Raw genomic sequence first — 15581 nt, forward strand, 5'->3', positions numbered from 1 at the left:
TGCGCGTTCGATAGGGTCGAATCGTGTTCGAGTACTCCTCAGTTGGCGGCGACGGCGGATCCGGTCTCGGCATCGTGACCGACCGGTTCATCTGCCTGCTCGGGCCCGAGGCGGATTCCGAACTGGGTGCCGGCGTCTACGCGCTGCTCGACGACGACGAGACCCATCTCGCCGATGCGCTCGACGTGCTGATCGGCGAGCACCCCGATCTCTCCTTCGCGATCGTCGAGGTCATCGATCCGGCCGAGCGCACCTTCCACGTCGCCGTGAGCGGTGACGTGGACGTGACCATGACGGGCACCTCGTCGACGCGGTTCAGCGGCCCTCCGGGTGCGGCGTGGATCATCGGCGAGGCCATCGGCGTCGACAGGCTCCGCCTCGCCCTCGACGCCCGCGACGGCGTCGATTGCCTGCCCGTGCGCGACGGCGTCGTGCGCACCTCGATGATCGGCGTCGCCGAGCGGCCGGTGGCGCTCGCCCGCGCGTCGGCCGCGCACCTGCACACGCGGCCCATCCGTCTGCCGGCGGCTCCCACCCGCATCGACCTGGAGCGTGCGGCGAAGACGGATGCCGCGAAGACGGATGCCGCCAAGACGGATGCCGCCAAGACGGATGCCGCGAGGTCGGCCCCGGAACCGGCCGCGGCGCCAACCCGGGAACCCGAGCCGGCCCCGCCGCTCGAGCCCGGGGCATCCGTCACCCCGGAGCCTCCCGTCGCGTCGGTTCCCGGCCCGGGCTGGACCCTGGTGCTCCCCGACGGGACCCCCGTCGCGCCGCCGGTGATCTTCGGCCGTCGTCCATGGAAGGACGGCCCGTCCGGCGCCATGCACATCGTCGTTCCGTCGCCCGGTCGCGAGATCTCGGGGGTGCACATAGAGGTCGATCTCGATGGGGCAGTGCTCACCGCCCACGACCTCGATTCGACCAATGGAACCGTCGTCTACGCGCGCTCCCGACCGCCCCGTCTGCTCCACGATGGGGGGAGGATGGCGCTGTCCCCCGGAGATATACTCGATTTGGGGGATTCCTACCGTGTTGCCGTCCAGGGGCGTTCGACGTAGAGTCCGCCTCGAGCACGTCGGGACTGTCAGCAGCCCGAGCTGACAGAAAGGCGATCCACACGTGGCCAGACGGGTGTCATCACCGCCGGTCATCGGGGGCTACAGCTATGTGCGCCCGCTCGGATCCGGTGGCTTCGCCGACGTCTTCCTCTACGAGCAGGACATGCCCCGCCGTGTGTCCGCCGTCAAGGTGCTGTTCGCCGACGCCCTGAATCCCGAGGTGCGCCGCGCCTTCAACGTCGAGGCCGACATCATGGCCAAGCTGTCGGCGCATCCGGCCATCGTCACCATCTACCAGGCCTCCATCTCGGCCGACGGGCGCCCCTACTTCGCCATGGAGTACTGCCCCGACACCATGAGCGCCCGCTACAAGAAGGAGCCGCTCGACATCGTCGAGGTGCTCGACACGGGCGTGCGCATCGCCGGGGCCTTGGAGACGGCGCACCGGGCCGGCCTGCTGCACCGCGACATCAAGCCGTCGAACGTGCTCATCAACGCCCTCGGCTCCCCGGTGCTCGCCGACTTCGGCATCGCGGCAGCGGTGTCGGCCGACGACGGGGTTCCCGAGATCTTCGCCATGTCGATCCCGTGGAGCGCACCCGAGGTGCTGCAGGAGCGTGTGTCGGGCTCGGTGCCCAGCGAGATCTGGAGCCTCGGCGCCACCCTCTACACCCTGCTCGCCGGCCGCAGCCCGTTCGAGGCGTCGACACGGGAGAAGAACACGCGAGAGCAGCTGGTGCGACGCATCACGGCGGCGCGGTACACGGCACTGCCGGTCGACGGCCTCCCGCCGCGCATCGACGAGATCCTGTCCAAGGCCATGCACCGCGACCCGGCCAAGCGCTTCGCCACGATGGCCGAGTTCGCCGAACAGCTGCGCTGGGCGCAGTACGAGCTCGGCATCCCGTCGACGTCGTTCGACGTCGCCAGCCCCGAGTGGGCGGCCGCGTCGCCCATCCGCTTCAAGGACACCCGCCAGCGCGGCCCCGTCGTCACCACGGTCGAGAAGTACTCGCGCCGCGCAGCTCGCGCGATGCGCCAGGGCGATGGCGGCGGCGCCGTCGATCGCGATGGCATCCCCGTGGCCGCCACCCAGCCCTCCGCTCTGCGCGCAGGCTTGGTCGGCGCCGGCATCGGTGCCGGCCTCCTCGCCGTCGCCGGCGTGGCAGCCCTCTTTCTCACCGGGGCGCTGTGATGAGTACCCCACGCACGACCCGGCGTCCGGCGCGCTCCGCGATCATCGCGGCGGTGTCGGCGATCGCCGTTCTCGGCGTGGTCGTGACCCTGGCCGTGACGGCGGAGGGCTACGAGGCCACCGAGGTTCCCCGCGTCGAGTCGTCGGTGTGGGTCACCAAGGACTCCGGGCAGTACGCCCGAGTGAACACCGATCTCGCCGAGATCGACACCGTGCGCGCCGTGGACGACCCGAACGACGTCGTGCAGGCCGGCGCCGCGAGCTCGGTCTACAGCCAGGGCCTCCGCCAGCGCTGGCCGATCGATGCCGCGAGCCCGATCGACCTCGTGCAGGCGGACGAGGCTGACGCCGCTGCGGGCACGGATGCCCCGGCCAGCGCGGCCGAGAGCACCCCTGCCGGCACCCGAGAGGTCGTCTCGGCCGGAACCCACGTGCTCTATCGAACCGACACCGGCCAGGTGTACCTCGGCGGGGTCGGCACGGACTCGAGCGTGACGCCCATCGATCCGCTCGCCGAGGAGGCCGCATCCGCCGCCCCCACAGCGCCTGCAGACGGCGGCGACGGTGCAGACGGCGACGACGCCGAGGCCGCGGCCTACGTCGCGGCCGCGGTCTCGGTGTCCCCGGCCGGCCTGGTGGCGTTGTACTCCGCCGACGAGCAGGCCGTGCGCACCTACGACGCGACCACGGGCAGCTTCCTCGGATCGGCTCAGGAGCTGGCCTCGCCACCCGATGCCGACGCCGCCGTGGCGCTCAGCGTGGTCGGGGACGGCTGGGTGCTGCTCTCCGACGGCCGGGCCTGGATCTCCGATCGCGACGAGCCCGTCGACGTCGATGTCGATGACGCCGCCGTGCTGCAGGCGGGCAGCGACGACGGTGGCTCGGCGTTGATCGCCGACGGCGACGGCCTCGTCGAACTCGACCTGCAGCGTGCGACCTCGACGCGCATCGCCCAGGCGACCGGCACCCCGGCTCAGCCGGTCGTCGTCGGCGACGACGCCCACGCTGCCTGGATCGGCAGCTCGTCCGGGGCGATCTGGTCGCGCTCGACCGGGGAGACCGCACTTCTCACGATTCCCGACGGCGAACTCGACAACGCGCAGGCGGTGACCCCGGTCATCCGTTCGAACGGTGATCGCGCCGTGCTCAACGAGACGACCTCCGGCCTGCTCTGGACCCTGCCCGACGGCGCCGCCATCCCGCTCGAGGAGTGGTCTGTCGATGAGGACGACGACGAGCAGGAGGGTGCGATCATCGTCGACGACGTGGCCGAGCCCGAGCCGCCTGTGGCCGTCGACGACGCGTTCGGCGTGCGCAGCGGCCAGCTCGTCCTGCTGCCGGTACTGCTGAACGACCACGACCCGAACAAGAAGGACGTGCTCACGATCGACCCGGCCTCGGTGACCGGGTTGAGCGACCAGGGCTTCGGTGCCGTCTCCGTCGTGGGCTCGGGCCAGTCGATGGCCGTGCGTGTGAAGGCCGGCGAGGGCGAGGCGTCGTTCCAGTACTCCGTGACCGACGGCACCGCGACGTCGAAGCCGGCCACCGTCACGCTGAGCGTCCGGGCGCCGGAGGAGCAGACGGCCCCGGTGTGGTGCGGCGTCGAGGCCTGCCAGCAGGACTGGCCGACCCCGCAGGTGCTGCCGGGCGGAACCGTCATCGTGCCCGTGCTGAACGCCTGGGTCGACCCCGAGGGCGATCCCGTCATCCTGTCGGACGCCCGCACGGTCGACGGCGACGCCCCGGTGACGGTCGTGCCCATGGCCGACGGCCGGGTGGCGGTGCGCCACTCCGACCCGAACGGCGCTGACGGCGTCGTCGACGTGCTGGTGACGGTGACCGACGCAGGCGGAGCCAGCACCGAGAAGACCCTGTCCGTCGTCGTCACCGGCTCTCCGACCCTCGAGGCGGCACCCGTCGCCGTCACGGCCGGGGTCGACGAGACCGTCTCCGTGGCGGTGGCCGACCACGTGACCGGCGGATCGGGATCGTTCCGCCTCGTCGACGCCGTCGCATCCTCGACCTCCGAGCAGGGCCTCGTCGTCTCACCGAACGCCGCCGCCGGCGAGATCGAACTGAGTGCGTCGGCGCCGGGCCAGTACGTCGTCACCTACTCCGTCGTCGACACGCTCTCGCAGTCCGAGCAGTCGGCCATCGTGCGCCTGACCGTGGTCGGCGAAGGCGTCCCCCTGTCGATGGCGCCTCTCACGGCGTTCGTGCGAGCCGGCGAGGACACCTCGGTCGACGTCTTCGGTGCCGTGTCGAACACCACCGGTCGCGTGCTCGTGCTGTCGTCGGCGGAGAGCACGGATGCCGCTCTCAACGTCGGCGTCGTCGACTCGGCCGAACTACGGGTCAGCGGCTCGACCGCCGACGGCCTGCCCGGTCTCATCGGGCGGGCGAACGTGACCGTCGCCGACGGAGCCGGAGCAGCGGTGACGGGCACCGTCGCCGTCTTCCTCGCTCCGAGCGTGTCCACCGTCTCGCCCATCGCACTTCCCGACGCCGTCACGGTCCGTGCCGGCGCGCTCGTGCGCATCCCGGTGACAGCCAACGACGTGAGTCCGCGCGGTGCCAGGCTCGTCGTCAGCCCCGCGGTCGCCGGCTCCGGCACCAGCGGTGAGCTCGCCTTCGCCGCCGGTGACAGCGTGCGCTATCTCGCGCCGTCGGCGGCCGGCACCTACACGATCGGCTACTCCGTCGCGCTCGAGTCCGATCCGTCGCGCACCGACAACACGACCATCACGGTGACGGTGCTGCCGCCGGGAGCCAACCGCGCTCCCAAGCCGCAGGCGCTCAGCGCCCGCGTGCTCACCGGGCAGAGCGTCTCCATCAGGGTTCCGTCCTACGGCGTCGACCCCGACGGCGACGCCGTGATCCTGGTCGGAACCGAGCAGCCCCCGGTGAACTCCGGCACGGCCTCGGTCTCCGCCGAGGGCAACGCCATCGTCTACACCGCTCCGGGCTCGGCCGTCCCGGGCGGGCAGCTGAGCTTCGGCTACACCGTGCGCGACTCCAACGGTGCCGAGGCATCCGGCGTCGTTCGGGTGGGCGTGCTCGACTCCGAGCTGGCCGACACGGCTCCCGTCACGTTCAGCGACTTCGCCCGCGTGCAGAGCGGCGCCGCCACTCCCGTGCGCATCCAGCCCCTCGACAACGACCGCGACCCGGCCCAGGGCGAACTCGAGCTGATCGCACTCGAGCCGAACGCCCCAGCCGGAACAAGCGAGTACGAACGACTCGAGCGACTGATCGACTCGAAGACCTCGATCGCCGACGGGCGCGTGATCCTGAACGCCGGTGACGTGACCGGCACCAACTCCTACGTCTACACGGTGCGCTCCGATGCCTCGTCGAGCACGGCCCAGGGCCTCATCGTGGTCGCGGTGAGCGACGAGGTCGGCGCCGACAATCCGATCGTCAGCGACACCGTGCTGACGGCGCGCACCCGCGGCGACCTGTCGACGTCGGGCGTCGACGTGCTCTCGGGCAAGGTGGCCTGGTCGTCCGGCGATGTCGCCGGGCTCAAGCTGCGACTCTGGGGCGACCGGGCGCAGTCGCGCTACGACGTCGACGGATGGCGCATCACGGGCTCGCTGCCGGCGAAGGGCGATCTCGTTCCGTTCCAGGTGTCGGCGACGGATGCCGCAGGCGAGGACGTCGTGTCCTATGGGTTCCTGCGCATCCCCGCCTTCGACAACATGCGCGTTCAGCTGAAGGCCGCCATCGACCCCGTTCAGGTCGATGAGGAGAAGTCGGCCACGATCGACGTGCGCGACCTCGTCGACCTTCCGGCATCCGATGACGTGCAGTTGCGCGACGGGAAGTTCACCACGCAGCGGGCGGCCGCCACCTGCACGGCGAGCGGCAAGGACGACGCCGTCTACTCCGCCGGACGCGAGGCACCCTGGATCGACTCCTGCCTCGTGCCCCTCCGCATCGACGGCCAGTCGACCTGGTCGTATGTCGTCGTGCCGGTCGCCATCAGGCCGAAGAACCCGCAGGCCATCCTCTCGGCGCTCTCGCGCACGATCGCACCGGCGGCCTCCGAGACCGTCGCGCTCTACGACTCCATGACGACCTGGGAGGGCGACCGCGAGGGCGACAGGTCGAAGCTCGACTACAGCGTCGCCTACGACGGTGCCTCCTTCGTGATGACCCAGAACGGTGCCGAGGTCGCCTTCGAGGCCCGGGCGGACGCGCGTCCCGGAACCCGCGAGACGGCGACGGTGTCGGTGTCGGCCTTCGGTGGCCTGAGCGCGGCCATCACTCTCGTCGTCGGCGTCGCGCCGGCCGACGCCCCGCGCGGTGCGACCTTCACCGAGAAGTGCACCGTCAGCGCCGGCACCTGCTCCATCCCCGTCGTCGGGGTCTCGGGGGAATACGACCCGTTCGCCGGCAAGACCGGCGCCGGACTCAAGCTCGTGAGCATCGGCTCGGGCGGGGGCGTCGCCTGCGATGTCGCCACAGTCGCGGCATCCGGTGACACGGCAGTCAACGCCGTCTTCCCCTCGGGACAGGATGCCTTCGGCGGCGAGTGCATCGTGCCGTTCACCGTCACCGACGCGCAGGGCCGCACCGGAACCGGACGCCTGACGATCGACGTGCAGGGCTATCCCCAGCGGCCGTCGTCGATCTCGACTCGCTCCTACACGGGCTCGAGCGTGACGCTCGACGTCGCCCTCGGCGAGGCCGCCAGGGCGCATCCGGAGCTCACGGGCGTCGCCATCTACAGCGGCGGCCGCCAGCAGTCGGCCGACTGCTCGCCCTCCGTCGCCGGCGTCTACTCCTGCACCGTCTCCGGCCTGGTCAACGGCGAGAAGCACGAGTACACGGCTCGTGCCGTCAACGCTGTCGGCGAATCGGGCGACACCTCGTCCGTCACGACGTGGGCCTATGAGGCCCCGCGCATCGGCGAGGCGTCGGCGGTTCCCGTCTACGTCGACGGTCGCACGGCTCCGAACAACGCCGTCATCGAACTCTCGGTGGCCTCCTCGGACGACACCCAGGCGTTCCGCATCGTCGAGCGCGACCAGACCATCACCCGTTCCGGCAAGACCACGACCGAGCGCCTCGACGTGACGCCCGGCCCCCAGGTGCTGACCATCGTGCCGATCAGCCGGTTCCAGCCGCCGATCTCGGGCTCGACCGACGGGGCCTCCGTCGTCGTCACGGTCGAGGGTGCAGGCAGCCCGGTCATCACGAACGGGGTCACGGCATCCGCCGCCACGAACTCCTCGATCACCGTCGGGGGAGCGGATGCCAACGCCAACGGCAGCGCGAAGCCGGTCGAGCGCCTCTACGTCGCCTGGCGGAACGGCGGCGAGCCCGAGTGCCGCGTGAACGCCAAGGGAGGATCGCTCTCGATCTCGGGCGGCGAGGCGCAGGGTGCCGGGCCGACGCTGTCCGGCCTCGCCGAGTTCGAGGTGTACCAGGTCAAGGCCTGCGTGAGCAACGGCTTCGGTGTCGCATCGTCGAACTCGGTTCAGGTGCTCACCTTCGTGGCCGTCGACGCGCCGTCGGGGGACAACACCTACGCCGTCGCCACCGTGCCGAGCGGCGGCGGGTTGAGCTTCAGCTACGGTCTCGAGCGAGGCCCGTCGATCCAGGCGCGCCGTGGCTTCGAGATGCAGTACTACCTGTACGGCCAGTGGCGCGAGGAGTTCTCCCTCTCCGACGACGGCGCCCCGGGCAATGTGAAGGCGCGCGAGTGCCGCAAGAACTTCGGGTTGTACTGCTCCGGCGAGACCGGCATCACCGGCAACGTGCCGACGACGGTCTCGGTGGAGTTCAACGATCCGGACCGACAGGACGACGGCTGCTGGGTCGACACCACGAACCCGGGCGATCTCGTGTCGGTGTCGGACGCTGCGAGCGGTTCGTACGCGGTGTCGGGATTCACCTTCGCGGCCGACAGGCTCTCGGCCGATTTCACCGTCACCTTCACCGGCTCGTTCGCGCCGCTGCAGGGGATCACCCACACCGTTCCGATCTGCGCTCCGCCGCCACCGCCGGATCCCCCGGAGCCGACGCCGACCGAGACGCCCCCGGCCGAGCCCGTCGCACCGTGACCGTCGCCGCATCCGTTCTTCCCCAGCATCCTTCGAGAGGACCCCACAGCATGACGATCGCCCCCGAGCAGGCCGCCTGGTTCACCGACACGTTCTCGCTGCTCGCCGACAACGTGGAGCAGGCCATCCTCGGCAAGCGCCACGTTGTCGAACTGGTGCTGGCGACGGCCATCAGCGAGGGCCACGTGCTGCTCGAGGACTTCCCGGGCACGGGCAAGACCGCACTGGCCCGGGCCATCGGGCAGACCATCACGGGAACCAACTCGCGCATCCAGTTCACCCCCGACCTGCTGCCCGGCGACATCACGGGCATCACGGTCTACGACCAGAAGAAGGGCGAGTTCGAGTTCCACGCCGGCCCCATCTTCGCCAACATCGTCTTGGCCGACGAGATCAACCGCGCCAGCCCGAAGACGCAGTCGGCCCTGCTCGAGGTCATGGAGGAGGGCAACGTCACCATCGACGGCGTCACCCGGGCCGTCGGCGACCCGTTCCTCGTGCTCGCCACGCAGAACCCGATCGAGCAGGGCGGCACCTACCGCCTGCCCGAGGCGCAGCTCGACCGCTTCATGATCAAGACCAGCATCGGGTACCCGGACGAGGCGGCGACCCTGCGCATCCTGCAGGGCGTCTCGCAGCCGAAGGGCGAGCTCACGGGCATCGTCTCGCCCGACACTCTCGTGACGATGACGGACATGTCGCGCAGCGTCTACGTGAACCCGCTCATCTCCGACTACATCATGCGCATCGTCGACGCCACGCGTCGGGCCACAGAGGTGCGCCTCGGTGTCAGCGTGCGCGGCGCCATCTCGCTGTCGAAGCTCGTGATGACCTGGGCGGCAGCCCACGGACGCACCTTCGTCACCCCCGACGACGTGCGCGACCTGGCCATCCCGGCGTTCAGCCACCGCCTCGTGCTCGAGCCCGAGGCCGAGTTCGACGGCGTCACGGCCGCGGCCGTCATCGGCCAGATCCTGCTCGACGTCACCCCGCCCCGCGAGAACGGGGCTGCGTGAGCTCTCCGACCGAATCCCGTCTCAGCCGCACCTCGGCTGCGACGGGAACCCGCACGCGTGCAGCGACAGTCACGCGCTACGCCGAGACCCGGCGTGGCGCCGTGGCCGGCGCTGTGTTCGGCGTGCGCCGGGCGACGCGGGTCGGAGCGAACGCCCTGCGGCGTGCCGTGGAGTGGACGCGCGACACAGTGTCGCCCGCAGGACTGGTGCTGGCCATCGCCGTGATCGGCGGCGTCATCGCCGGAGTCGGCTTCGGCTGGGTCGAGGCCTGGGTGGTGGCGGCGATCGCGGCACTGCTGCTGCTGGCCTGCATCCCGTTCCTGCTCGGTGCCCATGACTACAGGCTCGAACTCGTGCTCGATCGCGACAGGGTCGTCGCCGGCAGCACCGTCGGAGGCCATCTCGACCTGGTGAACCGCGGCGAACGTGCGTCGCTGCCCGGCGTCGTCGACATCCCCGTCGGCCGGGGCCTCGTCGAGGTGCACGTTCCCCTGCTGCGCGCCGGCGCCCAGCACCGCGAGAACCTCACGATCGGCGCCGAGCGGCGCGGCGTCATCGACGTGGGCCCGATGACGATCTCCCGCGGTGACCCGCTCGGCATCCTGCACCGGGACATGAGCTGGCCCGACGTGCAGCGCGTCTACGTGCACCCCGTCACCGTGGCCATCCCGAGCACCAGCGCCGGCCTCATCCGCGACCTCGAGGGAACCCCGACGAGCGACCTGACCGACTCCGACCTCTCCTTCCACGCCGTGCGCGACTACGTCGCCGGCGACTCGCAGCGCCACGTGCACTGGAAGGCGACGGCCCGCACCGGCAAGCTGATGGTGCGCCAGTTCGAGGAGTCGCGGCACGCCCGCATCGCCATCCTGCTCGACCTCGACATCGCGGAGTTCGAGTCCGACGACGAGTTCGAGATGGCCGTCAGCGCGGCATCATCGCTCGGCCTCAACGGCGTGCGCGAGGGTCGCGACGTGCTCGTCGCCGTGAGCGCCCCCATCCCCGAGTTCTCCCGCGATGCCGTCATGAGCATCAACACCGTTCCGACCCAGACTCCGAAGGCCATGCTCGACGGCATGGCCGCCATCGAGTCCCGCGCGAACGTCATGCGGCTCGAGGCCGTCACTGCCCTCACCGCCCAGAGCTTCCCCGACCTGTCGATCGCCTTCCTCGTCACGGGATCACGGATGCCGCTCACGCGCATGCGCCAGGCCGCCATCACCCTGCCCGCCCGCATCCGGACCGTCGCGGTGCGCTGCGAGCCCGGGGCCGAGCCCAGCATCCGCACGGCCCGCGAGATCACCGTGATCACGATCGGCGCCCTCGACGACCTGACCAAACTCCTCGCCCGAGGAGCCCTCCGATGAGCCGCCGTCTGGCGGCCCGGGAGCGCCGCACCGATCGCGCCATCGAGCTCTGGGGGCTCGGCTACCTGGTGCTCGGAGTGGTGCTCGCCACCGTCGCCGCCTGGCCGGTGTACCAGTCCTGGCGCGTCGTGCTCGTGGCCGTCGTCGGAGCCGTCATCGGCGGCGGGATCGCCCTCCTGGTGCGTCGTCTCGGCTGGCGCGGCATCACCGGCGCCCTGCTGACCGTGCTCGTGGCTGTCGCCGCCTACGCCCTCGTCGTGGTCCCGGTGGCCATACCCTCGGCCGTCACGGGAATCCCGGGCATCGCCCGCGGCATCCGCGACGGCATCGTCGGCGTGGTCGTGGGGTGGAAGCAGCTGCTCACGCTCGACCTTCCGGTCGGGGAGTATCAGGCGGTGCTCGTTCCGTTCCTGGTCGTGACCCTCGTCGGCACCCTCCTCGGCACGACCCTCGTTCTGCGCGACGACCGGTGGACTCCGCTGGCCGCGCTGCCCGTCGTGGCGATGGTGCTGTTCGGGGTGGCCTTCGGCTCCAGCGAGACCAGCGCGGCCGCCGACGTGTTCGGCGTCGAGCTGCCGGCGCCGCGCGAGCTGCTCCTCGCCGTGCTCACGCTGCTCGTCACCGTGGGCTGGCTGCTCGGCCGGTCCAGGCTGGTGCGGGCCCGGGCGCTCGCCCGCGCCCGCGGCGGGACCGTCAGCGGTGGCGGCGGCTCCGTCTGGATCGCCGTGCGCCGCAACGCCCTCGCGGTGGGCCTCATCGTCATCGCGCTGGTCGGCGGACTCGCCGTCGCCCCGGCGGCCGCGCAGCTGGCCGACCGGGAGGCACTGCGCGACGGCATCGATCCGAGCATCGTCGTGCAGAAGCAGCCGAGCCCGCTGAGCGACTACCGCGGCTGGTTCGGCGTCGACTCCTTCGACTCCGAGCTGTTCCGGGTCTCGGGTGACGTCGAGCGCGTCGGCCGCCTTCCGCTGGCCGTGCTCGACGACTACGACGGCGAGACCGTGCACGTCGCAGCCGACACGCGTTTCTCCCGTCTGCCGCGATCGGCCGGAGCCGGCGACGACCGCATCGACCTCGGGGTGAGGATCGGAGAGGGCTACAGCGGAGTCTGGGTGCTCTCACCGTCGGCTCTCGCCGCAGCTCCCGATTTCGCCGGTCCGCGCGCCGAGGCCCTCGACGACGGCTTCGCCATCGCCGCGGACAGCGGGGGCGCCGTCGACGTCGCGCCGGCCGACGACGATTTCGGGCTCATCCCCGGAGACTCGTACACCCTGACGGCGGACGAGCAGAAGGTGCCGGCCGACTTCGGCTCGGCTCAGGGCGCCGCCACGGGGCTCGACCCCGATGAGTACCCGGCCCTGCTGGAGTGGGCATCGCTGCAGGAACTGCCGCGCACCGGAGCCGGCCTGACCGAGCTCATCGATCGGCTGCGCGCACGCGGCTACCTGAGCCACGGGCTGCTCAACGACCCCGACGCCACCAGCTGGGTTCAGGCGCTGAAGGCCGATGGCCGGTACACCTTCATCTCGAGCTACGCCGGGCATTCGCGGGCCCGCATCGAGACCCTGTTCACCTCGCTCGTCGACCAGCAGCGCCGGGCAGGAGCGAAGGCGACGGATGCGACCCTGGTCGCCGCCGTCGGTGACGACGAACAGTTCTCCGTCGCCGCGTCGCTGCTGGCGCGGGAGTGGGGCTTCGAGTCGCGCGTCGTGGTCGGCATCCGCCTGCCCGCAGCCGACGAGGTCCCCGGCATCCCGGCGTGCACCGAGGTGTGCACCGGCTCGCAGATGAGTGCCTGGGTGGAGGTGCGCGACCCGCGCGGGGGCTGGGTGCCGTTCGACGTCACGCCGCAGTTCGCCAAGGCCCCGACAGCCATCACCGAGGGCGAGCAGTTGCCGGAGAACCCGACGGTTCCCGACGACGCGCAGAGCGAGGCCGTCGACCCGCCCCAGGCCCAGAGCGACGCCTCCGACGTCGACGTCGTTCCGACGGGGGAGGACGCCGTCGCCGGGTCGGGCTTCTGGCCCATCGTCCGCGGAGTCGCGATCGGTGCCCTGGCACTGGTGCTCCTGCTGCTGCCCATCGCCGCCATCGTGCTGGCGAAGGTGCTGCGCCGTCGCTTCCGGCGCGGGGCGGCCGACCCCGAGGTGCGCATCGTGGGTGCCTGGGAGGAACTCGTCGACGGCTACGCCGATGCCGACGTGCCGTTCGACAGGCTGCCGAGCCGACTGCTCCTCGCCAGGTCGGCCGGTCGCGCTGCGGCCGAGCAGCTGGCCCGCGAGGTCGACCGCGCCGTCTTCTCGGAGCATCCGCCGACCGCTGCCGACGCCGACTCGGCCTGGAGCATCGTCGACGACGAGCGCCAGACGCTGCGGGCCGGCTCCACGTTCTGGAAGCGCCTCGGAACAGTCCTCACCCTGCGGTCGTTCCTCGCCCGCATCCGCAGCACGAATCGTCCCGTCACCGTGCCCCTCAGCATGCGCAAGGAGATCGCCCCATGAGTACAGCCTCGTCGGATCCCTCGGCCGTCATCGGCGCGCTCGTCGCCATGATCGTGGTCTTCTCCCTCGTCGGCATCGCCGTCTACGTGTGGGACGCCCTCGCGCTGTCGCGGTTGTTCCACCGTCTGGGCGGCGAGTCGTGGAAGGGCTGGGTGCCCGTCCTCAACACCGCCGAGGTCTACGCGCGGGGCGGGGTGCCTGCCTGGTCGGTGGTGTTCCTGTTCATCCCGATCGTGAACCTGTACGGCCTCTACCTGTTCGTCATCGCCACGTACCGCATCAACCTGCTGTTCGGCCGGGGTGCAGGCAGCACCGTGCTCGCCGTGCTGCTGCGGCCGCTCTGGGCGACTCTGCTGGCATGGGGGAGCGCGTCGCCCGACCCCGAGCGCGGGCGGATGCAGTCGGTGCCGACGCTCAGCGAGCGCGTGGGACCCCTCCTGGAGCCCGCTGCTGCTCCGCGCGACGCGTCGGGCTACGCCATTCCGCCGCGGGATCCGGCCCCGGATGCCGCTGCCGCCTCGTCGGCCGCCGTTGCAGCCGCATCCGTGATCCCCGTCGCCGCTCCGGCTCCTGAACAGGCTCCAGACCTGCCACCGGTCGCGCATGTGTCGATCGCCGAGACCATGGGACAGCCCGCCGCTCGAATCGGTGCGACGACTGCGGTGACGGATGCCGCCGCGGATGCCGCCGCCGAGCCCGATGCGACGAATCCGTGGGCGCCGCGCGAGCAGGTCGCCTCGGCGTCGGCTGGTGCGTCGCGCGCCACCCCGCCCGCCGTCCCGCCGGCCGTTGCTCCGGTCGCCCCGGTCGCCCCTCCGGTCGTGCCGCACGCCGAGGTGCCGCCTGCACCGGCGCCGCCGGCGATCGCCTCGCCGCCGGTGTTCTTCGAGCCCGTTCCGGCTTCGGTGACGCCGGCCGTGGTTCCTCCGATCAGCCCGCCGCCGGTCGTCGCGCCCGCCGCCGGGCCGACCGCCTCGGCTGAACCCGTAGCCCCGGCCACCCCGGCCACCCCGCCTCCGCCCGTCGAGGCTCCGTTGTTCACGCCGCCGGCCCCTGAGGACGACGGCTCAGACGAGGATGACGACTTCGGCCACTACGACACCGTCATCACGGCCGGTCGGCCGACGCCGGCCGCCCCGGTCGAGGAGGATGCCGACGACCTCGAGGCGACCGTCGTGGTGGATCGCCGGCCGCGCGTGCGCTGGCGGCTCGCCCTCGATGATGGAACCCAGCTCGACCTGACGGCTCCGCGGGTGGTGCTCGGGCGCAACCCCGTGGCCGCCGACCCCGGGGAACAGGCCCTCGCGGTGCCCGACCAGACGCGTACGCTGTCGAAGACGCATGCTCGGCTCATCCTGGACGACGGCGAGTGGACCGTGACGGACCTCGGATCCACCAATGGAGTGCTCCTCTACGACGAGCACGGCGGCGAGATCCTCGTCGACCCGGGCGTGGCGGTCTCCGTCGCCGACGGGTTCGTGCTCGGCAAGGTGGCGATGCGTGTGACCTTCGTGGAGGAGAACCGGTGACGGCATCCGTTCAGCGTGTGGTGGTGAACGTCGCGGCGGTCACCGACCGCGGCCAGAAGCGCCAGGCGAACGAGGACTCGGTGCTCGCCGAGCAGCCGATCTTCCTCGTGGCCGACGGCATGGGCGGTTATGACGCCGGCGACCTGGCGAGCCAGGCCGTCGTCGCGGCGTTCCGCGAGTTCGTCACCGGCGGTGAGCTGACGACCCTCGACGAGGTGCGCGACGCCCTCGGCGCCGCCGATGACGCGGTCGACACGGTCTCGGCCGGCACGAAGCGCGGCGCCGGCAGCACTGTGGCGGGAATCGCCATCGTCGAGCACGACGGCAGGCCGCACTGGCTGGTGTTCAACGTCGGCGACTCCAGGGTCTACCGTCACGTCGGCAGCGAGCTGGAGCAGATCACCGTCGACCACTCGCTGGGTCAGGAACTGGTCGACCAGGGACGGATGCGCCAGGACGAGCTCGCGACCTTCGAGAAACGCAACGTCATCACCCGTGCCATCGGGGCTCCCGACAGCACGGCCGACAGCTGGCTGATGCCGGTGACCAACGGCGAGCGGCTGCTCGTCTGCTCCGACGGACTCACCTCCGAGGTGAACGACGAGGCGATCCGGGCGACCCTCACCATGAGCGGCGGACCGGATTCCGCCGCCGAGGCCCTCGTGCAGCGTGCCAACCGCGCGGGCGGACGGGACAACATCACCGTCATCGTCCTCGACGTCGTCTCCGGGGGCGCGACGGGTGAGCCCACCGACACGACGGGGGCCCGCCTCACGGGCAGCGGCCTGACCGACTCCATGATCGACGACACGACCATCCCCGTGCGATCGGGCGTGTGATC

The 15581-nt window shown here is 71.3% G+C and carries 8 protein-coding genes; all 8 read left to right on the forward strand.

Translation table 11 applies throughout. The annotated features are described in order from the left end of the window. The first annotated feature begins 23 nt into the window (after window positions 1-23). Entirely contained in the window at window positions 24-1061 is a 1038-nt protein-coding gene (locus tag E4M00_RS11390) for an FHA domain-containing protein (RefSeq protein ID WP_135120657.1), read from the forward strand. 61 nt (window positions 1062-1122) lie between these two features. Further along, a complete protein-coding gene (locus E4M00_RS11395) occupies window positions 1123-2256 on the forward strand; it encodes a serine/threonine-protein kinase (protein WP_135120658.1) in 1134 nt (377 codons plus the stop codon). Next, window positions 2256-8327, forward strand: coding sequence for an Ig-like domain-containing protein (locus E4M00_RS11400; protein ID WP_135120659.1), 6072 nt, complete (start codon window positions 2256-2258; stop codon window positions 8325-8327). The genes E4M00_RS11395 and E4M00_RS11400 overlap by 1 nt, the downstream gene beginning before the upstream one ends. A 50-nt stretch (window positions 8328-8377) precedes the next feature. After that, complete coding sequence (locus E4M00_RS11405) at window positions 8378-9343, forward strand: AAA family ATPase (RefSeq protein ID WP_055824636.1); 966 nt, start codon at window positions 8378-8380, stop codon at window positions 9341-9343. Next, entirely contained in the window at window positions 9340-10710 is a 1371-nt protein-coding gene (locus tag E4M00_RS11410; protein WP_135120660.1) for a DUF58 domain-containing protein, read from the forward strand. The genes E4M00_RS11405 and E4M00_RS11410 overlap by 4 nt, the downstream gene beginning before the upstream one ends. Continuing rightward, window positions 10707-13211: a transglutaminase domain-containing protein gene (locus tag E4M00_RS11415; RefSeq protein ID WP_135120661.1), complete on the forward strand. Its 2505-nt coding sequence runs from the start codon at window positions 10707-10709 to the stop codon at window positions 13209-13211. Before E4M00_RS11410 ends, E4M00_RS11415 begins: the two co-directional genes overlap by 4 nt. Then, window positions 13208-14740: a DUF5684 domain-containing protein gene (locus E4M00_RS11420; protein WP_135120662.1), complete on the forward strand. Its 1533-nt coding sequence runs from the start codon at window positions 13208-13210 to the stop codon at window positions 14738-14740. Before E4M00_RS11415 ends, E4M00_RS11420 begins: the two co-directional genes overlap by 4 nt. Continuing rightward, complete coding sequence (locus tag E4M00_RS11425) at window positions 14737-15579, forward strand: PP2C family protein-serine/threonine phosphatase (RefSeq protein ID WP_135120663.1); 843 nt, start codon at window positions 14737-14739, stop codon at window positions 15577-15579. Before E4M00_RS11420 ends, E4M00_RS11425 begins: the two co-directional genes overlap by 4 nt. The last annotated feature ends 2 nt before the right edge of the window (window positions 15580-15581 follow it).

This window comes from Orlajensenia leifsoniae (assembly GCF_004570845.1).
GTDB lineage: Bacteria > Actinomycetota > Actinomycetes > Actinomycetales > Microbacteriaceae > Orlajensenia > Orlajensenia leifsoniae.